This window comes from Nitrospirillum pindoramense (genome assembly GCF_007827955.1).
GTDB classification, from domain to species: domain Bacteria; phylum Pseudomonadota; class Alphaproteobacteria; order Azospirillales; family Azospirillaceae; genus Nitrospirillum; species Nitrospirillum amazonense_B.
On sequence record NZ_VITR01000010.1, the window covers coordinates 40,693 to 61,968 of the forward strand.

The 21,276-nt window shown below is 67.4% G+C and carries 15 protein-coding genes; 7 read left to right on the forward strand and 8 right to left on the reverse strand.

Features of this window, described 5'->3' with window-relative positions:
* Together paoC and FBZ90_RS17140 are read left to right on the forward strand one after the other, a co-directional pair.
* The gene (paoC, locus tag FBZ90_RS17135; RefSeq protein WP_145733942.1) at positions 1 to 2,196 is read left to right on the forward strand and encodes an aldehyde oxidoreductase molybdenum-binding subunit PaoC; all 2,196 of its coding nucleotides are present in this window, start codon (positions 1 to 3) and stop codon (positions 2,194 to 2,196) included.
* Positions 2,197 to 2,277: 81 nt separating this feature from the next.
* Positions 2,278 to 4,125: a glycoside hydrolase family 9 protein gene (locus FBZ90_RS17140; protein WP_211102126.1), complete on the forward strand. Its 1,848-nt coding sequence runs from the start codon at positions 2,278 to 2,280 to the stop codon at positions 4,123 to 4,125.
* A gap of 39 nt (positions 4,126 to 4,164) precedes the next feature.
* On the opposite strand, the gene FBZ90_RS17145 is transcribed toward FBZ90_RS17140, so the two are convergent.
* Positions 4,165 to 4,914: a creatininase family protein gene (locus FBZ90_RS17145; protein ID WP_145733944.1), complete on the reverse strand. Its 750-nt coding sequence runs from the start codon at positions 4,912 to 4,914 to the stop codon at positions 4,165 to 4,167.
* A gap of 165 nt (positions 4,915 to 5,079) precedes the next feature.
* Between FBZ90_RS17145 and FBZ90_RS17150 the strand changes: the two genes are divergently transcribed.
* Complete coding sequence (locus FBZ90_RS17150) at positions 5,080 to 6,999, forward strand: AsmA family protein (RefSeq protein WP_145733946.1); 1,920 nt, start codon at positions 5,080 to 5,082, stop codon at positions 6,997 to 6,999.
* Here FBZ90_RS17150 and FBZ90_RS17155 read toward each other — a convergent pair.
* Positions 6,990 to 8,378 (reverse strand): sensor histidine kinase, encoded by a 1,389-nt coding sequence (locus FBZ90_RS17155; protein ID WP_145733948.1) that lies wholly within the window; start codon positions 8,376 to 8,378, stop codon positions 6,990 to 6,992. The two genes, FBZ90_RS17150 and FBZ90_RS17155, sit on opposite strands and share 10 nt — an antisense overlap.
* Complete coding sequence (locus FBZ90_RS17160) at positions 8,365 to 9,045, reverse strand: response regulator transcription factor (protein ID WP_145733951.1); 681 nt, start codon at positions 9,043 to 9,045, stop codon at positions 8,365 to 8,367. The genes FBZ90_RS17155 and FBZ90_RS17160 overlap by 14 nt, the downstream gene beginning before the upstream one ends.
* 319 nt (positions 9,046 to 9,364) lie before the next feature.
* Here FBZ90_RS17160 and FBZ90_RS17165 point away from each other — a divergent pair, with 319 nt between their 5' ends.
* The 3 genes from FBZ90_RS17165 to FBZ90_RS17175 all read left to right on the forward strand — a co-directional run bounded on the left by FBZ90_RS17165 (position 9,365) and on the right by FBZ90_RS17175 (position 11,265).
* A complete protein-coding gene (locus tag FBZ90_RS17165) occupies positions 9,365 to 9,769 on the forward strand; it encodes a hypothetical protein (protein WP_145733953.1) in 405 nt (134 codons plus the stop codon).
* A gap of 122 nt (positions 9,770 to 9,891) precedes the next feature.
* On the forward strand, positions 9,892 to 10,533 hold the full coding sequence (locus FBZ90_RS17170) for a flavin reductase family protein (protein WP_145733955.1): 642 nt from the start codon (positions 9,892 to 9,894) through the stop codon (positions 10,531 to 10,533).
* A 213-nt stretch (positions 10,534 to 10,746) separates the two neighbouring features.
* Positions 10,747 to 11,265, forward strand: a complete 519-nt coding sequence (locus tag FBZ90_RS17175) for a flavin reductase family protein (protein WP_145733957.1) — start codon at positions 10,747 to 10,749, stop codon at positions 11,263 to 11,265.
* Between the two features lie 138 nt (positions 11,266 to 11,403).
* Here FBZ90_RS17175 and FBZ90_RS17180 read toward each other — a convergent pair whose 3' ends face one another.
* The 5 genes from FBZ90_RS17180 to FBZ90_RS17200 all read right to left on the reverse strand — a co-directional run bounded on the left by FBZ90_RS17180 (position 11,404) and on the right by FBZ90_RS17200 (position 20,275).
* Entirely contained in the window at positions 11,404 to 14,310 is a 2,907-nt protein-coding gene (locus FBZ90_RS17180; protein WP_145733959.1) for a TonB-dependent receptor, read from the reverse strand.
* An 83-nt stretch (positions 14,311 to 14,393) separates the two neighbouring features.
* Positions 14,394 to 16,088, reverse strand: a complete 1,695-nt coding sequence (locus tag FBZ90_RS17185) for a GH35 family beta-galactosidase (RefSeq protein WP_145733961.1) — start codon at positions 16,086 to 16,088, stop codon at positions 14,394 to 14,396.
* A gap of 205 nt (positions 16,089 to 16,293) precedes the next feature.
* Complete coding sequence (locus FBZ90_RS17190; RefSeq protein ID WP_145733963.1) at positions 16,294 to 17,619, reverse strand: MFS transporter; 1,326 nt, start codon at positions 17,617 to 17,619, stop codon at positions 16,294 to 16,296.
* 89 nt (positions 17,620 to 17,708) lie between these two features.
* Positions 17,709 to 18,914, reverse strand: a complete 1,206-nt coding sequence (gene manD / locus FBZ90_RS17195) for a D-mannonate dehydratase ManD (RefSeq protein ID WP_145733965.1) — start codon at positions 18,912 to 18,914, stop codon at positions 17,709 to 17,711.
* A 203-nt stretch (positions 18,915 to 19,117) separates the two neighbouring features.
* On the reverse strand, positions 19,118 to 20,275 hold the full coding sequence (locus FBZ90_RS17200; protein WP_145733967.1) for a LacI family DNA-binding transcriptional regulator: 1,158 nt from the start codon (positions 20,273 to 20,275) through the stop codon (positions 19,118 to 19,120).
* Positions 20,276 to 20,453: 178 nt separating this feature from the next.
* Between FBZ90_RS17200 and FBZ90_RS17205 the strand changes: the two genes are divergently transcribed.
* Positions 20,454 to 21,194: a GntR family transcriptional regulator gene (locus FBZ90_RS17205; protein WP_246130465.1), complete on the forward strand. Its 741-nt coding sequence runs from the start codon at positions 20,454 to 20,456 to the stop codon at positions 21,192 to 21,194.
* Positions 21,195 to 21,276 lie beyond the last annotated feature (82 nt).

Below are 21,276 nucleotides of genomic sequence, written 5' to 3' on the forward strand. Positions count from 1 at the left end.
ATGAAGTTCGACACCCCCGCCGGCACCAATCCCATCGACCAACTGACCGTGGTGGGCAAACCCACCGACCGCATCGACGGCCCGCTGAAGACCACGGGCACCGCCCCCTACGCTTACGAACGACATGACGTCGTGGCGGGCCAGGCCTATGGCCACGTCCTGGGGGCCGCCATCGCCAAGGGCCGCATCACCCGCATGGACATGGCCGACGCCCAGGCCGCCCCCGGCGTCATCACCATCGTGACGGCGGAAACCGCCGGCCCGCTGGGCAAGGGCAAATGGAACACCGCCAAGCTGCTGGGCGGTCCGGACATCCAGCATTACCATCAGGCCGTGGCCCTGGTCGTGGCCGAAACGTTCGAGCAGGCGCGCGACGCCGCCAGCCTGATCAAGGTGGACTACCAGGCGGAACCGGGCGCCTATGACCTGGCCGCCGCCCGGGAGGGGGCCACCGAGGCGAAGGGGGAACCGGACACCGGCGCCGGCGACTTCCACAGCGCCTTCGCCGCCGCCCCGGTGCAACTGGACGCGACCTACACCACGCCCGATCAAAGTCACGCGATGATGGAGCCGCACGCCAGCATCGCCGCCTGGAACGGCGACAAGCTGACGCTGTGGACCGCCAACCAGATGATCCGATGGGGCGTCAAGGACGTCGCGCAAACCCTTAACATTCCAGAGGAAAATATCCGCCTGATCTCGCCCTACATCGGCGGCGGTTTCGGGGGAAAGCTGTTCGTGCGCAGTGACGCGCTGCTGGCCGCGTTGGGGGCCAAGGCGGCGGGGCGGCCGGTGAAGGTGGCCTTGCACCGTCCCTTGATCGTCAACAACACCACGCATCGTCCGGCCACCATCCAGCGCATCCGCATCGGCGCCACCAAGGACGGCAAGATCACCGCCATCGGCCACGAAAGCTGGTCCGGCGACCTGCCCGATGGTAAGCCGGAGACGGCGGTGCAGCAGACCCGCCTGTTGTATGCTGGCGCCAACCGCCTGACCGCCATGCGCCTGGCCGTGCTGGACCTGCCGGAGGGCAACGCCATGCGGGCGCCGGGGGAGGCGCCGGGCCTGATGGCGCTGGAGATCGCCATGGATGAGATGGCGGAAAAGCTGGGCATGGACCCCATCCAGTTCCGCATCCTGAACGACACGCAGGTGGACCCGGAAAAGCCGGGGCGTCCGTTCTCGCAACGCCAGTTGATCGCCTGCCTGCAGCAGGGGGCGGAGCGGTTCGGCTGGGCCCGCCGCAAGCCGACGCCAGCCAGCGTGCGCGAGGGCCGTTGGCTGGTGGGCATGGGGGTGGCAGCCGGCTTTCGCAACAACCTGGTCACCAAGTCAGCCGCCCGCGTGCGCCTGGATGGCCAGGGTGTGGTGACGGTTGAAACCGACATGACCGACATCGGCACCGGCACCTACACCATCATCGCCCAGACGGCGGCGGAAACCATGGGCGTGCCACTGGACAAGGTCGTCGTGCGCCTGGGCGACAGCAGATTCCCCGTGTCCTGTGGGTCGGGTGGGCAATGGGGCGCCAACAACGCCACGGCCGGCGTCTATGCCGCCTGTATGACGCTGCGGCAGGCCGTGGCGCAAAAGCTGGGCTTCAACGCGACGGAGCCGCGCTTCGCCGATGGCCAGGTGTCCTCCGGGGGCCATGCGGTGCCCCTGGCCCTGGCGGCCAAGGATGGCGAGATGGCGGCGGAGGACGGCATCGAATACGCCGATCTGCACAAGCGCTACCAACAATCCACCTTCGCCGGCCATTTCGTGGAAGTGGGTGTGGACGCCGCCACGGGTGAGGTCCGCCTGCGCCGCATGCTGGCAGTGTGCGCCGCCGGCCGCATTCTGAACCCGAAGTCGGCGCGCAGCCAGGTCATCGGCGCCATGACGATGGGGGCGGGGGCGGCCCTGATGGAGGAGTTGGCGGTGGACAAGCGCCGCGGCTTTTTCGTCAACCACGACCTGGCGGGATATGAGGTGCCGGCGCATGCCGACATCCCGCATCAGGAGGTGATCTTCCTGGATGAGGTGGACCCGATTTCCTCCCCCATGAAGGCCAAGGGGGTGGGGGAGTTGGGCATCTGTGGGGTGGGGGCGGCCGTGGCCAACGCCATCTACAACGCCACCGGCGTTCGCGTGCGCGACTACCCCATCACCCTGGACAAGCTGCTGGATCACCTGCCGGAAATCGCCTAGCGACACAGCCCGCCATTGCCTTCCCCCCGTGCCGCCCCGTACAAGGCCCTGGTAACGCGACCGCAAAGATGGGTGAGGACGATGCGGCCAGGTCTGCTTTTCTCGGCGTTGACGGTGATGATGATGGCCGGCGCGGCCGTGGCACAGGACGCGCCCAGCCCCATCGTCCTGAACCAGACGGGCCTGGAAAGCGCCGGTCCCAAACTGGCCATCCTGGCCGACCCCGCGACCACGCCCTTGGACTGGCGCCTGACCGATGCCCAGGGACGCACTGTGGCGACGGGCAAGACCCAGCCGTTCGGCGATGACGCCGCGTCGGGCCAGCATGTGCACCAGATCGACTTTTCCAACGTCCGCCAAGCCGGCCAGGGATACCGGCTGACGGTGGGCGACAAGGCCAGCCGGCCCTTCTCCCTGACGGCGACGCCTGATGGCCGCTTGCTGCGGGCCAGCCTATCCTTCTTTTACCAGCAGCGCAGTGGCGTGCCCATTGAGGCGGCGCTGGTGGAGCGGCCGGATCTGGCGCGGCCAGCAGGGCATCGGCCGGACAAGGCCACCTGCTTCAACCTAGCCGATCCCAAGGGCCAGGTCTGGCCCGGCTGTGACTATACCCTGGACGCCAGTGGCGGCTGGTACGACGCCGGCGACCAGGGCAAGTACGTGGTGAACGGCGGCATCTCCGTCTGGACGCTGGTGAACGCCTATGAGCGCGCCCAGGTGTTGAAGCGCCCCCGCGCCCTGGCGGAGGTGGCGGACGGCACCCTGGCGGTGCCGGAGCGGGGCAACGGCGTGCCCGATCTTCTGGACGAGGCCCGGTTCGAACTGGAATTCCTGCTGGCCATGCAGGTGCCGGAGGGCAAGAGCCTGGAGGTGCCGCTGGGTGACCAGAAGGACAACGCCGGGCATTACGTCCTGAGCCGCATCGACGCGGGCGGTCTGGTCCACCAGAAAATCGCGGATGCCCATTGGACGGGCCTGCCCACCGCGCCGGCGGACGACCACGTCACCCGCTATCTCTACTATCCCACCACGGCGGCCAGCCTGAACCTGGCCGCCGTCGCGGCCCAGGCGGCGCGGGTGTGGAAGGACGTTGATGCGGCGTTCGCCCAGCGCTGCCTGGACGCCGCCCGCCGTGCCTTCGCCGCCGCGCAGCGCCATCCCGACATCCTGGCCCAGGTGGCATTCGACGGCAGCGGCGGCTATGGCGATACCCACCTGGCGGATGAGGTCTATTGGGCGGCGGCGGAGTTGTACGCCACGACGGGTGAGCCCGCCTATCTGGCGGTACTGCGCGCGTCGCCGTACTTCACGGGGGCGGAGGGCACTGGCGATCTTAGCTGGGGCTCCGTGGCCACGGCGGGCGCCTTGACCTTGGCCCTGGCGCCCAGCCACCTGGACGACGTGGATCGGCGGCGGGTGCGGGCGCAGGTGACGGCCCTGGCCGATGGCTATGTGGCGGATGAGGGCAAGACGGGCTACCGGCTGCCCTTCGCCTCGGCGGCCTATCCCTGGGGGTCCAACGGCGCCATTCTCAGCCGCGCCATGGTCTTGGGCGCGGCCTATGACCTGACGGGCAAGGCCGCCTACCGGACGGCGGTGGTGGATGCCGCCGACTATGTGCTAGGCCGAAATCCCCTGGACCGTTCCTACGTCACGGGTTTTGGCGCCCGGCCCATGCAAAACCCCCATCACCGTTTCTGGGCGCATCAGGCGGACGCGCGCTATCCGTCGCCGCCGTCGGGCGTCCTTTCGGGTGGACCGAATTCGTCGGCCATGGACGACCCGGTGGCCAAGACCATGAAGGGCAATTGCGCGCCCCAGACATGCTGGGCCGACGACTATCGCGCCTATACCATGAACGAGGTCACCATCAACTGGAACGCGCCGCTGGCCTGGGTGGCGCTGTGGCTGGACGACACGGCGCCGTAAGCGGGGGGCCGCGCGTCATGGCGCAGGCCCCCACATTTCTTAAACAGCGGGCTCGTTACCGAAGGCCGCGACTTCGGCCACCAGGCCGGTCACGGCCAACGCCACCAGCTCCCCACCTTTTTCCGGGGTGGCCAGGGCAGGGTCGGAGCCCATGCGGCCGTCGGGATGGCGGGCGCGGAAATCCAGCGCCTCGCGGATGGGGCCGGAGCCGGCGATCTTGGGCGCGTAATCGGCGGTCTTGATGGCGTCGGGATAGGCCCACTGTGTCACCGCGATTTCCGACGGGGTGGCATGGCTGCCGTGGCCCGTGGGGAACTGCTTCTGGGCCAGGGCGTTCACGCCGGGCAGGTCCCACCAGTTGCGCAGCTTGCAGGCGAAGCCGGCGCGCCGCTTGGCGAAGCTGGCCTCGGCATAGAGTTCGGAGAACGCCGCCTCGATGGTGGCGACATTGCCGCCATGGCCGTTCAGGAAGTAGATCTTCTCAAAGCCGTGCACGGCCAATGAGCGCACCCAATCGCCAATCGCCGCCATGAAGGTGGAGGGGCGCAGGCTGATGGTGCCGGGGAAACCCAGGTGATGCTGGGCCATGCCGATGTTGAAGGTCGGGCCGACCAGGATGTCGGCGCCGCCCTTGTGCGCCTCATGCGCGATGATTTCCGGACAGAGCCAATCCGTTCCCAACAGGCCGGTCGGGCCATGCTGCTCATTCGAGCCGATGGGGATGACGATGGTCTTGGAGCGTTGCAGGAAGCGCTCGACCTCGGACCAGGTGGATAGATGCAGCAGCATGGACTCGTTCCTCAGGCAGGCTGTTTGGCCGCCACCATAGGAGCGCGCGCCGCCAAAGGCATCCCAAAAGCGAGGGGCGGAACCGTGACGGCATCTGGACGGTTGGCTGAGAACGGGAGGAGGGGCGCCATCGCCCCACGGGTGTTCGCTTGACGGATCGTGACCATGCGACGGGCGGCCAAAATAGCGGGTTGGACCCTGGGCGTTCTGGCGGTGCCGCTGGTGCTGACCGCGACCGGCGTTTATCTCTTCGTCACCTCCGATTACGTCCGCGCTCAGTTGGAGAACCGGGCCACGGCCTTCTCGGGGCGGGAAACCCGGATCGGGAAGGTGTCGGTCCGCTGGGGCTGGGTGACCCATGTGCTGCTGGACGATGTCCAGGTGTCCAACACCGACTGGGGGCAGGCGCCACACCTGTTCACGGCGAAACAGATCGAGCTGGATATCGCGCTGCGCCCCCTGCTGCTGCACGGCAATCTGGTGTTCCCCACGCTGATCCTGCGCCAGCCCGTGGTGGCGCTGGAAAAGAACGAGCAGGAGCAATGGAATTGGAGCACCGGTGAAAGCCCCGTGGCCACCGGCGCCCTGAACCAGCTGAAACCGGAGCACCGGGGTGAGGTGCCGCTGATCGGCCGGTTGGAGATCGATGACGGTCGCGTCAGCTACCGCGACGCCAAGCGCAAGCTGGCGCTGGACGGGAAGGTGCAGACGGCGACCGGCCAGGCGCCGGCGGAACCGACGGCGGACCTGGATCTCAAGGGCAGTATCGGGAACCAACCGCTGACCGTCCATTTCGTGGGCGGATCGGTATTGATGCTGCGTGACACGAACGAGCCCTATCCAGTTGATTTAAAGGTGAATTACGGCGCAACCGCGGTGGCGGTGACGGGCACGTTGCAGGACCCCTTCCAGTTCACCGGCTCCAACGTGCGGGTGGCCCTGTCCGGCCCGGACCTGGCGGATATCTTCCCCCTGCTGGGCATTCCCGGGCCGCCCACGCCCCCCTATCGCCTGGCCGGCAAGCTGACGCACGAACCGGGCGTGTGGCGGGTGGTGGATTTGGCCTGGCACGCGGGGGACAGCGATCTGGCGGGCGACATCGCCATCGACCATCACGCCAAACCGTCGGTACTGACGGCGCATCTCACTTCCGACCACCTGGCCTTCGCCGACTTGGCGCCCCTGGTCGGCGCCACCCCGGGATCGAAGGGCAACGTCTCCGCCGACCAGAAAAAGACCCAGGCCGCGCTGGAGGCCAAGGGGGATCTGTTTCCCGACGTGCCGCTCAGAATGGAAAAGCTGCGGGCCATGACCATGGACGTCACCCTGGACGCCAAAAGGGTAGTGGCGCCCGACTATCTGCCGGTGCAGACCCTGTCCTTCCGCGTCCGCGTCCAGGATGGCCAGGCAACGGTGAACCCGCTGCGCATGGGGGTGGCCGGCGGCACGCTGGCCGGTGAGATGGCGCTGGACGTCCGGGGGGACAATCCCCAGGCCCGCGCCGCCCTGACGTATCAGGATGTGGACCTGAAGGCGTTCTTCCGCGGCTCGGATTATTTTGACACGACCAAGGGCAAGCTCCGGGGCCGGGTGCGCCTGGTGGGCAACGGGCATTCCCTGGCGGAGGTCATGGGCACGGCCACCGGGGACGTGGTGGTCACCATGTCCGGCGGCACCATCAGTTCCCTGATGGTCAGCCTGGCGGGCCTGCAGATCGCCGACGCCCTGGTGCTGTACATCACCGGCGATGATCAGATTCCCATCCGCTGCGCCCTGGGGCGGCTTAATTTCAACCATGGCCTGGTGGTCTTCGACCGCACGCTGATGGACACCCGCAAGTCGGTGGTCCATGTCAACGGCGAGGTGCGCCTCAAGACCCAGGAGGTCGACACCGAGGTCACGGCCGACACCAAGAAGTTCGACCTGCTGGACCTGCGCGCCCCCGTGGTGGTCAGGGGCAAGATCCGATCACCCCGCATCAGCATCGGCCGGCTCATCCCCATTCCGCTGCCCGACTTCGGCGGCGCCGACGATATCGATTGCGACGGCATGACCCGGCAACTGCTGGCCTCCGACTATCCTTGAGCATCGCCCAGCGTGACGCGCATGGCGCAGCCCGGCTGACCATCTTCCACCGCCAGGCGGAAGCCGTGCAGTTGCACCACCGCCGCCACTAGGCTGAGGCCCAGGCCATTGCCGGGGGTATGGCGGGCGTGGTCGCCCCGGGTGAAGCGGCGGAACATCATGTCCCGCTGCGCCGGCGTGATACCGGGGCCGGTGTCGCGGACGATCATTTCCGGCGCCTGTCCCGCCTCTTGGCGCAAGGCCAGGGTGACAGTGCCGCCGCTGGGCGTGAACTTGATGGCGTTGTCCAGCAGGTTGCCCAGCGCCTCGAACAGCAGATCGGCATCACCGATGATGGGGGCGGTGGGGCGGATGTCGGTGGTGAAGGTCAGATCCTTGGCCGCCGCCAGCGGCTCATACAGGTCGGCGGCGGCCAGGGCCAGGGGGCCCGGGTCCACGGGGGCGAAGGCGGCGCGGCGGCGCCCGTCCTCCACCTCCGCGATGCGCAGCAGGGCGCGGAAAGTCGCCAGGATCTGGTCAGCGTCGCCGATGGCGTCCTCCATGGCCGCGCGGTGGGCCTCGATGTCGCCGCCGCGGCGCAGCGCCCCCTCCAACCGCGTGCGCAGCCGGGTGAGGGGGGTGCGCAGGTCGTGGGCGATGTTGTCGCCCGCCACCTTCATGTCGCCGATCAACCCTTCAATCTTGGCCAGCATGGCGTTGACGATGGCCGCCAGCTTATCGAAGTCGTCCCCCGATCCGCGCACGGGCAGGCGTTGCGACAGGTCACCCGCCATGATGGTCGCGCTGGCGCGGTGTATGGCCTCGATCCGCCGCAAGGTGCCGACGCTGAGCGCCACGCCGCCCGCCAGGGCCAGGATGACGCCGCCCACCAGGCCGGCCGCCATGGCGCGCAGGATCAGCTCCCGCACCTCATGCACCTCGTTGGTCCGCACCGTCAGCACCAGGATGCGGCCATCCGCCAGGCGTCGCGCCAGGCCACGGGCCGCGTGGTGGCGTTCGGGCGTGGGGGCCGGCCCCTGGGGCAGGGCGTGAATGCCGCCGTCCAGGGCCTGAAGTTCCTTTGGTACGCTTGCCAGGTCGCCCGCCAGGTGTCGGCCGTCGGGTGCCAGCAGCGCCGCCCGCCAATGCCCGCGGCGGTCGCTGTCCACCAGGCTGTCGATATGCGTGGCCTGCTCAGGTACGGAGGCGCGCAGGAACTCCGCCGCCTCGCGTACCAGGGTTTCATCCAGCCGTCGGGTCAGGAACACACCCGCGCGCCAGTAGACGACGCCCAGCGCCAACAGCACGACCGTGACCGTCAGCGCCCCGAACAGCACGGTCATGCGGAAGGCCGTGGTGCGGGGCAGGTCGGCGAGGCGAAAGCGGTCAGTCCGGGGCATGCAGCCGCCAGCCCCCGCCGCGCACGGTACGGATCATCGCTTCCTCATTGTCCGCGTCCACCTTGCGGCGCAGGCGGCCGACATGGACGTCGATGACGTTGGTGCCCGGGGCGAAGCCATACTCCCAGACCGCCTGGAACAGCATGGAGCGCGTCAGGGTCTGTTCCGCGTTGCGCACGAAATACTCCAGCAACTGGAATTCCCGCGGCGTCAGGTCCAGCTCACGCGCCCCCCGGGTGGCCCGGCGCCCCACCAGGTCCATCACCAAGGGGCCGACCTGCAGCAGGGTGCCCGCCGGCTTGTCCGCCCGGCGGCGGGCCAGGGCCATGACCCGGGCGACCAGCTCCGCCAGGGCGAAGGGCTTGGTCAGGTAATCGTCGCCGCCCGCGCGCAGGCCGCGCACCTTGTCATCCACCCCATCCAGGGCGCTGACCACCAGGACCGGGGTCGTCACCCCTTCGCGGCGTAGTTCCGCGAGCAGCGCCAGGCCGTCCAGGCCCGGCAGCAGCCTGTCCAGGGTGATGGCGTCGTAAAGCCCGGCCCGCGCCTCCGCCAGGCCGGCGGGGCCGTCGGCGCACAGGGTGACGGCATAGCCCTCCGCCGTCAGCGCGTCGACAATCTCGCGCGCCGTCCGCGCTTCGTCCTCGATCACCAATATCCTGGCCATGGCGGGCAGATCTCCGGGATTCCGCCGCGCACCATACCGGGGCCGCCGGCGCAAGGCACCTGGCCTGAAAGAACCCACCTCAAAAAATCGCTTCACCGCCGCTGTGCCGGGACTGCGGGGACGGTGGGCCCTGTGGTATTGTGCATGCGCCACTCCGCCATCGTGTCCCCCATGGGCATCATCAGGGGCAGCACTTGAGCCACCTCAAGGCGTGCCAGGCCCGCGGTCGGTTACGATTATTCGTTCGTCTCGCCCGCCGCACCGGGGCCGGAACCTCCGCTTCCCCCGTGCCCGGGATCGCAACAGAGGGGAGGACGCCATGCCTGACGCCGCCAAAACACCGTTTCCGCCCATGGATTGGGCCACGAACGCCCCGCTCGGCACCTTGCTGTCGGAAAACGCCGCCTGGATGGACGATATCCACCATGTCTATGGCCGCGTGACCCACGGCAGCCTGGCCTTTTTCCAGGAACTCGCCCGCTTCTGGGAACAGCGGATGCATGAGGATCGCGAGGCCTGCGCCGAGTTTCTGACCTGCCGGACGCCGCAGGACCTGCAGACTGTCGGCCAGCGCTTCGCCCTGAAGGCCAGCCAGGACTATGCCGAGGGTATCAGCCGCCTGCTGCAGGTCAGCATCGGCGCCCTGGGGGATGTCCCGGCCAGCAAGGGCACGGCTGACGGTGGGGCCGTCGCCAGCGCCGGCCGCCCGCGGCGCGTTGCTTGAGGGTCATGCAATAGTCCCGTGCGTCGACGCCGCGTTCAAACCGGGCGCCAAGCCCGCTATGGTCGGGCGATGAACCACTGGGCGGTCCGGCAGGACCGCCCCTCATCGCCGGGACGTGCCGCATGCGCCAGTATGACGACCTTCATTCCTACGAGCCGTCGAAGGGCCATGGGCTGCCACACGACCCGTTGAACGCCATCGTGGGGCCGCGCCCCATCGGCTGGATCTCCAGCAAGGGGCGGGACGGCAGCGTCAACCTGGCGCCCTACAGCTTTTTCAACCTTTTCAACTATCGCCCGCCCATCATCGGCTTTTGCAGCACCAGCGCGAAGGACAGCCTGCGCAACGCGCAGGAAACCGGCGTCTTCGTCTGGAACCTGGCGACCCACGACCTGGCCACCCAGATGAACGCCACCAGCGCGCCCCTGCCGTATGGCGTGAACGAGTTCCAGGCCGCTGGCCTGACGCAGGTGCCGGGAACGCTGATCGACGTGCCGCGCGTCGGGGAAAGCCCGGTGCATTTCGAATGCCGGGTGACGGATATCCACCGGCTGCGCCGCCACGACGGCACGGCGGTCGATTCCTGGCTGGTGATGGGGGAAGCGGTGGTGATCCACATCGCCCGGTCGCTGCTGGTGGACGGCGTTTTCGATACCTTTGGCGCCGGCATCATCCTGCGCGGCGGCGGCCCCTCCGCCTATGCCGCCATCACCCCCGACAGCCGTTTCGATATGGACCGGCCGGGTGCCGGCGGCGGCCGCTGACCCTTTGGGCGCCACCAAGCGGATGTTGAGAACTATTCAATTACGGCGGTATAGCCCGGCATGCTACCGCGGAAGGGCATCAACCCGCCTTGTCATGACGGGCGAAGCGGTGTCCTATGCCCCCTGTTGGTGGTTCGCCGAAACATTGGGCTGGCAACATCGTCGCCGATGGCTAAGGTGACCCGTCCGCCCGCGCTCGTGATTTGAGGCCCCATGTCCAGTTCCACCGCCCTGCCGCCCACCGATGACGACACCACGCTGGTGGATGGCCTGCGCCATGCCATGCGCCGACTGGCGGCATCGGTTTCCGTGGTTACACTGCGGGATGCGCAAGGAGCGGCGGGGGCCACGGTCAGCGCCCTGTGCTCCCTGAGCTTCGACCCGCCCTCGGTCCTGATCGCGCTGAACCAGTCGGGCAGCATGCACGACCGCATTCTGGCGGTGGACACCTACGCCATCAACATCCTCTATGCCGACCAGGAGGATGTCTCCAGGACCTTCGGTGCCCCCAACCGCACAGCCGATTGCTTCAAGCCGGGCGCATGGGAGGACATCATGGGCGCCCCCTGCCTGATCGGCGCGCAATCCACCCTGGTCTGCCGCCGGGCCGCGGAACTGCCCCATGGCAGTCATCGCGTCATCGTGGGGGAGGTGCTGTGGACCCGCAGCCGGGCGGAGGTCAATCCGCTGCTCTACGCCGACGGCGGCTACCGCGAGCTAAGCGCCCTGTAATTCCTTATTTTCAAAGAAATCCCCGGGCGGCATCGACCACCCGGGGATTTTTTACTGCCAAAACTCAAGTTGGGACGGGTGCGCCAGGGGCGGGCTACCCCTCGAAAACCCGTCCAGGGGAAGGATGCCGGCCGCCGATCAGAACTTGGCGCGGGCGCCGAAGATCACCTGCGCACCGGGGTAGTAGATGCTGTAGGGCGAGTTGGAGTGGCCGAACTGGGTCACCAGCGGTTCGTTGGTGATGTTCAGGGCGTCCACCGTCAGGCGGATGCTGTCGTTCAGCCAGGGCAACTGATAGCCCAGTGACAGGTCCAGCTGACCGCGTGCCTCGGCGATCAGGGCCTCATTGATGTTGTTCTGCGGGGCGTTCGCGGCGGTGGACTGGTCGTTCCAGACATAGTTCACGCTGACCGACACGCCATGGCCTTCATAATAGGCTTGCAGGTTGTAGCTGTAGGGCGCGATGCCGGTGGCGAACAGCCCGCTGTCGGAGCTTTGCTCGATATGCGTGCCGTTGGCCGAGAAGCCCAGGCCCTCGACGATGAAGTCCAGGGGCTGCACCCAGGTCAGCTCGATGCCCTGCAGCAGCAGCTTGCTGAGGTTCACCGGCTGGGTCAGGGTGACGGTGGCCACGTTCGGGCCGCCGCGCAGCATCAGCGCCTGCTGCTGGCTGGTCTGCAGGTCGCTGAAGTTGATGCCCAAGGCGGTGAAGGGCACGGTCTTCTGCGTGGTGACGGTGAAACCGTCGATGTCCTTGCGGAACAGGGCGGCGCCGATATAGCCCAGGCCGCCGGTGTACCACTCGCCGCCGATATCGATGTTGTTGGAGGTATAGGGCTTCAGGTTCGGGTTGCCGGCGCTGGCCACCTGCGCCGAGATGTCGGAGAAGGTGGTGCCGGGCAGCAACTGGCTGGCGTCGGCGCGGGTCATGCTGCGTGAGGCGGACGCGCGCAGCTTGATATCGTCCGTCAGGCTGTAGACCACGTTGGCCGAGGGCAGCACGTCGCTATACCCGGTGCTCAGCGTCTGGTCGACCAGCGCGCCGGACGCGGTCACCAGCGGGCTGGTCACCGTCTGGTCGGTGTGGAAGTAGCGCAGGCCCATGTTGATGGCCACCTCGTGGCCCAGCAGGGTATCCCTGGCATTGCCCTCGGCATAGCCGCCGAAGGTCTTTTCCGAGATGTTGCCGACCGATCCGCCGGTCACGGCGCTACGGGTCTGCGGCGCCGTGTCCTTGTAATACTCATAGTTGGTGGCCTTCTCCAGCGCCGACAGGTTGGTCATGATCCACTGGGTGTAGCCGACGTTGCCACCCGCCAGCTTGCCGAAATCGCTGATGTTCATGGGCAGCAGGTACTGGCCGATCTGGGAATTGGGCACCAGGCCGGAATTGCCGTCGCAGGTGGCGCCGCAGACGGCGGTCTGGAAGGCCGTGCTGTTGTCATAGGCGCGGATGATGCGGCTGGCCATGTCATAGGCACCGCCCACCTTGATGTTAGCGGTGTCGTCGCCGTACTGGGTGTCGATGTGGGCGCCCCGGGTCGTGGTCTCGCGGTACACGTTCTGCACGTTCACGCGGTACCACTTCCAGCCCAGGTTGGGGTCGTTCAGGTCGCGGTTGGGCACGATGATGGGCTGGCCGTTGGCGCCATTGGCCTGGTAGCTGACCGTCAGGCCCGACTGGGCCGGCGTCTGCACGTCGAACTGCGGCTGTTCACGGAAGAAGGTGCTGTGGCCGTAGTTGACCTGGGCGTCGACCTTGAAGTCCTTGGACGGCTTCCAGGTCAGGGTGGGGTTGATGTTGTAGAACTCGGTATGCTGGTTGAAGATGTCGTTTTCCAGGAAGAAGCTGGAATTGGCGAAGGTGCCTTGGGTCACGACATTGTTGCTGTCGACGGTCAGGCTGAAGGGAACCATGCCGCCGGTGGAGGTGGGGCTGGTTCCGGGGCCGGAGTTGCGGACGTACCAATTCATGTTCAGGCGCTGGTAGTCGCGGTCGGACTGGGCCCACAGGCCGTCGATGGCGAAGTGCCATTCGTCGCTGGGCCGGTATTCCAGGGACAGCAGGCTGGAAACGCGCGAGCGGTCGCCGAAGGTGTAGCTGTTGCGGCCCAAGCGCGGGATCTGCGCGCTGCCCAGCTGCGGCAGGGTCAGGCCGGAGGTCTGGGCCAGGTTCACCGGCTGGCCGGCGGTCAGGCCCGCCACGTTGCGGGGGGCCGTGCTGGCGTAGACGAAGCCGTTGCCGCTGCCGACGTCGCCGCTGCCGGCCGGAAGGTTGCCGTCAGTCCAGCCGATGGTCTCGAAGCCATCGATGCGGGTGGTGGTCTTCACCCCCGACACGCCGACCAGGATGCCGAAGGGCCCCCAGGTGTGGCTGGCCACCAGGGCCCCACGCGGGCTCACCTGGTCATCGGCGTTGGTGTATTGGCCTTGGCCGATCAGGGTGACGTGGGTGCCTTCATTGTCGAAGGGGCGGGCGCTGTGCAGGTTCACCGTGCCGGCGATGCCGCCTTCCAGGGTGGAGGAGACCGGCGTCTTCTCAACGTCCAGACGGGTGAACAGCTCCGACGGGAAGAGGTCCAGGTCGACCTCACGGTTGGCATTGCCGCCGTTGGTGCCGCCGTCCGATGCCACCGCGACCTGGGTGTTGTTCAACAGCACCTTGGAGAAACTGGGCCCCAGGCCGCGGATGGAGACCTGCACGCCTTCGCCGTTGATGTCGCGGTTCAGCTTCACGCCGGGGATGCGGTTCAGGGTTTCGGCCAGGTTGGTGGCCGGCAGCTTGCCGATATCCTCGGCGAAGATGCTGTCGCCGAAGGCGACGGAGTTGCGTTTCTGTTCCGTGGCGTCCAACAGGCTGCGCCGGATGCCGGTGACGGTGATCTCGTCCAGCGTGGCATCGTCGCCGGGCGACGTGGCCCCGGTGGATGCTGCCGCGGGGGATGCTGTCTGGGCGATGGCCTGCGGCGAGAGCATGCCCAGCAGGGCGGAGCCGGCCAGGGCGGTGGTGGTCAGTAATGCCGTCCAGTTCTTCGAATATGCCATGTTTTTCCTCCCTGGCCGCCCACGGCCCCTTTCCGGGTTCAGGCGGGTTGTTTGTTAAGGCTCTGGTTTCGCGCGGATGCGGATCAGCGGTAGCGGTAGAACGTCACCCTCTGGATCTGGAATTGGTCCGGGGGCAGGCGGATGTGCCGCCCCTGATGGGTTTGGTCGCCGTTCAGCACGCGGCCCGGAATCCAGCGGCCCTGGGCGTCGAAGGTGCCCTCGACCGCCTTGTCGATGCCGGCCAGCGCGGCGCCGTCCCCCTTGGCGCCGGGCTCCCCGGCCACGGTGACGATCAAGCCGCGGCCGGCGATCAGGTATTCCTCGGGGGCCGTCTGGATGATCAGGCCGCCGTGGCTGGCGATGTCCTGCTCCGCCTTGGGCGTCCAACTGTCGATGAAACTGACGGTGAAGCGATAGTCGCCCAGCGACCGGGTGACGGGGGCGTCCAGCACCGTGCCGTCCTCCAGCACCCGGGGCTTGAAGCCCGCCACACGGCCCAGCCCCTGGGCCTTTAGGATGGCAGGGGTCAACTGGCGCAGCAGGCCATAGGCCTCCGTGACGGCGGCTTGGCTCTTAAGATCCGCGTTCTCGATGGAGAAAGGGCTGAAGCCGAAGGCGTCCAGGTTGCCGATGGCATAGAAGGCATTGGCCGGCACCTCGGGCGCCGTCACGTTGTTGGCCTCGGGAATGAACAGCGGGTTGTCCGCGCGGCTGTAGCGACCGGCCAGGTCGTTGAAATTGGGGAAATAGATGTCCGGCGCTATCAGGTCCAGGCTGGGGGCGCCAATCTTCCACACGTCGATCAGATGGGGCACGGGGCCCCCGCTGGGATACTCGCCCGGCGCCTTGCCAGCGCGGTTAAGCGCCACATTGACATACATGGGCACGGGGTAGGCGGCCTTGCCGGCCCGGGTGATGGCGTCGGCGTACCGGGCATAATGCCAGGCGGTGAACACCTCCTGACCCGCGTCGGCGGCGCCGAAAACCTCGGCCCAGGTGCCGGCGGCCCTGGCACCGTGGGCCTGCCACAGGGCGCGCAACTCCGGCTCCACCGCCGTGCCCTCGCGCAGGGGGCGCAGCAAGGCGTCCGGCACGGGCTGGACCCAGGCGGCCTGGGCGGCATCACCCCATTCCCGCGCCACAGGCAGCATCCCGATCTCGTTTTCCACCTGCACCATCAGCACGGTGCCCTTGGCATCCACCGCCTTGAGATGGCTCATCAGCGCGGCGAACGCCTTGGCGTCAGCCTCCCGCACGGCGAGGGAAAAGGCGGAGAGGATTTCCACGCTGGTGCCATTGGCAGCGCGCACGCGCGGGAACCGCGCCTGGTCCCGCTTCACCCAGCCCGGCACATAGGTGGACATGCTGTTCTTCCAGGCGCCGAACCACAGCAGGACCAGGTGCATGTCCTGGGCGCGGGCATCGGCCAGCAGGCCGTCGACGCCGGCGAAATCGAAGGAACCTTCCTTGTCCTCGATCAGCTCCCAATAAACCGGGGCCAGCACCGTGTTCAGGTTCATGGCCTTCAGCTTGGGCCAATACTTGGCCATGTAGGGTCGGCTGGACGCGCTGGAATTGCCCAACTCACCGCCCAGCACCAGGAAAGGCTTGCCGTCCACCGACAAGTGAGCGGCCGTGCCTTGGCGTTCCAGCGTCGCGGGGGCCGCCCCCGCAGCCAGGGGAGAGGCGGCCAAGACCGCCAGAGCGGCCAGGCCGGCGGCCAATTTCATCCGCCGGGGGCAAGTGTGCCAGCCGGTGGCCGAATGCAGGCGTCCCATTTGCTCCCCTCCCTTGCAGCGGCGCGTTCGTGGCGCCTTGATGGTAGCGTTACCATTTTCCCAAAAGCGCAATATTGTCAAGATTTTTATTTCAATAAACAACGCATAATTCAAGATTATATTTTAAAAATAAACGGTTTATCGCCAAAGTATCGAAGCAATGGCGCTTAAACCGTCATATTTTAAAGTATTCGTCCTGTCTCCTTCAGGATGGGGCGCCTCCGCCAGTGGCGTCCGGCATGGCCGGACGCAGGTTGGGGCTCAGGGCCTGGATCGCCAGCAAAGCCAATGGATAGGCCAGCGCCGCCGTCAAGAACACGGGGCCGTAACTGCCGGTCCCCTGCAGTATCCAGCCCGTGAACTTGGCCATCAGCATGCCGCCTACCGCGCCCGCCGTTCCACCCAGTCCCACCACCGTGGCTACGGCCGAGGGCGGGAAAAGATCGGAGGGCAGGGTCATGAGGTTGGCGGAGAATCCCTGGTGGCCCGCCGTCGCCAGGCCGATGATCAGGACGGCGGCGGTCAATCCGCCAACCCAGGGCGCGGTCAGCACGGGAATGACGCAGGCGGCGCACATCAGCATCGCCACCTTGCGCGCGCGGTTCGCCCCCAGGCCCCGGCGCATCAGGCGTGAAGACAGCCAGCCGCCGGCGACGCTGCCGATATCTGACATCAGGTAGATGGCGACCAGCGGTGGGCCGAAGCCGCGAAGGTCCAGACCGAAGCGCCGGCCCAGGAAATCCGGCAGCCAGAACAGGAACACCCACCAGATGGGGTCGGTCAGGAACTTGGCCAGAACATAGGCCCATGTCTGGCGTTGGCGTAGAATCCAGGCCAGACGCGGGCCGCTCGCGGATACGGTCGGGGTGATGGCGTCCGACAGGATGTGCGCCCGCTCGGCGGCGGACAGGCGCCGGTCCTCCTCAGGACGGCGATAGAAGATCAGCCAGGCGGCCAACCAGGCGAAGCTAACGACACCGGTTACCATGAACGCCATGCGCCAGTCGGCGACGGCGACGAGGGCGGGAACCACCAGGGGCGTGATCACGGCGCCGACGTTGGACCCGGCGTTGAAGACGCCCACCGCCAGCGCGCGCTCGCGCCGGGGAAACCATTCCGCCACGCTTTTCAGGCCGGCGGGGAAGTTGCCGGCCTCGCCCGCGCCCAGCGCCATGCGGACCAGCACGAACTGGACCAGGCCGCTGGCCAAGCCGTGCGCGATGTGGGCCAGGTTCCAGATGACGAAGGTCAGGGCATAGCCCCAGCGGGCGCCAATGCGGTCGATGATCCGGCCGCACACCAGGTAGGCTACGGCGTAGGACGCCTGGAACCAGAAGATGATGTCGGCGTAGTCGGTTTCGGACCAGTGGAACTCCCGCGACAGCAAAGGCTTCAGCAGGCCCAGCATCTGGCGGTCGACATAGTTGATGACGGTGGCGGCGAACAGCAGGGCCACGACGATCCAGCGCCGCCGGCCTATCCGGGCCGGCGGGGGGCTGGGTGCGATGGTGGCTTCCGCTGGCCACGCCATGGACGTTTCACTCCCGTTTATCGCCGCGCCATCGTAGGGCGTGGCCTTTTTTAGCGATGGGCGCGTTCAAGGCCGCGCCCGGTTCCCGCTCACCAACTCCACAAAGTGCCGTCGGTCAGACGGGCCACGGGCAGGTAGGCGGGTTGGTAGGGGTACTTCGCGGCCTCGGTCTCATCGATGTCGACGCCATGGCCCGGCGCCTCGCCCGGATGCATGTAGCCCTGGTCGAAGGTGTAAGCGTGGGGGAAGACGCTGTTGGTCACGTCCTCATGCACCATACGCTCCTGGATGCCGAAGTTCGGCACCCACAGGTCGAAGTGCAGGGCGGCCCCCATGCACACCGGCGACAGGTCGGTGGCGCCATGGCTGCCGGTGCGGATCTGGTAGAGGTCCGCCAGGTTGGCGATGCGGCGCAGATGGCTGATGCCGCCGGCATGCACCACCGTGGTGCGGATGTAGTCGATCAGTTGGTTCTGGATCAGATCCTTGGCGTCCCAGATGCTGTTGAACACCTCACCCACCGCCAGGGGGGTGGTCGTGTGCTGGCGGATCAGCCGGAAGGACTCCTGGTTTTCCGCCGGGGTCGGGTCCTCCATCCAGAACAAGCGATAGGGTTCCAGGCTCTTGCCCAGGCGTGCCGCCTCGATGGGCGTCAGGCGGTGATGCACGTCGTGCAGCAGGTGCAGGTCCCAACCGAAGCGGTCGCGGGCGGCGGCGAACAGGGTGGGGGCGAAGTCCAGGTACGCCTCCGTCGACCAAGCGGACTCCGCCGGCAGCCCCCGCGTCGCCGGCTCATAATTGATGCCCTTGGCGACGCCGTAGACCCCCTTCAGGCCCGGAACGCCCGCTTGGATGCGTATCGCCTTGTAGCCCAGGTCGACATAATGCTGGACCTGGTCCAGCGCGTCGCCCACCGTCTGGCCGTTGGCATGGGCATAGACCATGACGCCGTTGCGGCTTTTGCCGCCCAGCAATTGATACAGCGGCAGGCCGGCCACCTTGGCCTTGATGTCCCACAGCGCCGTGTCCACCGCCGCGATGGCGGACATGGTCACCGGGCCCCGGCGCCAGTAGGCGCCCTTGTACAGGTATTGCCAGATGTCCTCGATATCGTGCGGGTCACGGCCGATGAGGCACGGAATGACATGGTCGGTCAGGTACGACGCCACCGCCAGCTCCCGCCCGTTCAGGGTGGCGTCGCCGATGCCATAGACGCCTTCGTCCGTGCGGATCTTCAGGGTGACGAAGTTTCGCGCCGGGCAGGTGACGATGACATAGGCGTCCGTGATTTTCATATCTTCAGCTCCGAAGGCGGGGTCCAGGCGGGCGCGTGGCCGACGACGCGCGGGGCGGTCGCGGGCAGGCTAGAAGGTCGTGTTTCGGGGCGCCCTGGGGGCGGCGATCTCTCCCTGAGCGGCAGGTGCCGCCGTTTGTCTGTTACCATTCATGTATACTACCATACCAGTTAGGTCAACAGGGCAATCGCGCCCGTCCGGTGTCACGCGCTGTCCCGGGAAACGATGGAAAATCCCAGATCCACCGGGCGCGGGGTTGGGCCCTGGCGCGGCCGGCCCCCCTCCAGACGGTGCAGCAGCAGCCGGGCCGCCCGCTGCCCCATGGCGCGGGCGTCCAGGCGAATGGTGCTGAGCCGGGGATGGGTGTGGGCCGCGAAGTCGGCATCGCCGAAGCCCACCACCGCCAACTCCCGTGGCACGCGCAGGCCCCGGCTCGTGGCCTCGGTCAGGGCGCCCAGGGCCAGCCCGTCGCTGCTGCATGCCACGACATCGGCACGGCCTTGCTCCCCATCGGCCAAATCCAGCATGTCCGCCACGATCTCCCGTCCATGGGCATAGGCATTGCCGGCGGGTACGACATGGTGGGGCAGGGGGCCGGATGCCCTGGCGCCGAAGTCCGCCCGGAATCCTTCCAGCCATGCCAAGGACGGACCGGTCCTTTCCAGGATCAGCAGGGGGCTTCGATAACCGCGTCCAGCCAGCAGGCGGGCCAGGGCCTGACCTGCGGCCCGGTGGGAACAGCCGACCGCCATGTCGATCGGCTCGCCGGGCAGGTCGCCGATTTCCACAACCGGCAGCCCGGCGCGGGCTAGGCGCCGCCTTACCGGGGCGTCGCCATGCAGACCGGCCAGCACGAGCCCGGCCGGGCTGTATGCCATCGCGGCGTCCACGGCCCGGCGCAGGCCGGCATCCTCCCGCTCGGCGGGAATCACCAGGGCGGCCATGGCATGGGCCGCCAATTCCTCCACCACGCCGGCCACCGCCTCCTCCGCAAGCGCGGGGGTGATCACAGCGATCACGCCAGGCGGTTTGGCTGCCCGCTGAATCGGCAGCGTTTTGCTGTTCTCCGCAACGACGATGCCGGAAGCGCCGGCGGGCAGCACCTTTCCAGCGCCTGGCGGCACAGGGGCGGCGCGGCCACCCTCCCGCGCCCGGCGGTGGGCCAGGCTGACAGCCACGGCGTTGGGGACGAATTGGGTCTCCAGAATGGCGTGGCGCACCCGCGCCGTGGTCCCCTCCGCCACCTTGGCCGGGTCATTCAGCACACGCGACACCGTGGCCGGTGACACGCCCGCCAACCGCGCCACGTCTTGCAACGTAGCTTTGCCCGGCTCCGCCATCATGGTTTTGCCCGCCGCCATGCGGCCCCTCCCTGTTTCAGCCGCCAACGCGGCCTTGCTTGTAGTCTAGTATGGTAGTATGTGTCTTGAGCCGGGGCAATGGTGTTGGGAAAAAAGGCGCCGGGTCGGGAAACGCGCCTCTGGAAGGCGACTGTCAAATGCCGCAGGGTGGATGTGTGGGCCCGCGGGACAGAATGGGGTGCGTCTGGTGTTGGCGGAAAATGACCGTATCATCCTGAACCGTATCCAGGCGGACAGCGCGGAGCCCGTGGCCCGGCGCGTGTTCCGGGAATTGCGGGCGGCCATCGTCGCCATGAAGTTCCGCCCCGGCCAGGCCATCTCTGAACAGGACATCGCCGACCAGTTGGGCGTCAGCCGCCAGCCGGTGCGCGAAGCCTTCATCAAGCTGAGCGAGGCGGGGCTGCTATCCATCCGCCCGCAGCGCGGCTCCTTCATCGTCAAGATTTCCGTCCGCCAGGTTTTCGATGCCCGCTTCGTGCGCGAGGCGGTGGAACTGGCGGTGGTGCGCCGCGCCGTGGCGGAGATGAAGGGGCGCGACATCGATCTTTTGCGCGACAACCTGCGCGCCCAGGCCAACGCCGCGGAAGACCGCGACCACGGCGGTTTCCTGGACCTGGATGAACGCTTCCACCGCGACATCGCGCTGCATGTCGGCTGCGAGTACGCCTGGCGGGTGGTGGAGGAGACCAAGGCGCAGATGGACCGCGTGCGCTATCTCAGCATGCCGGAGGCGACGCCGTTTTCGCTGCTGATCGCGCAACACCAGGCCATCGTCGATGCCATCGCCGACCGTGACGCGGATGGGGCGGAGGCGGCGATGCGCCAGCACCTTCAGGAAATCCTGACGTCGTTGCCACAGTTGGCGACCCGGTTCCCCGACCTGTTCGCCGACGACGTGCCTTTAAAACCCTTTGAATAACCCTTTGGCTGTTTGGTCTGGGCCGGCCCTGGCCGGTTCAAGGTTTTGTGACTATGGTAACGGTACCATAGCGGCCCTGACA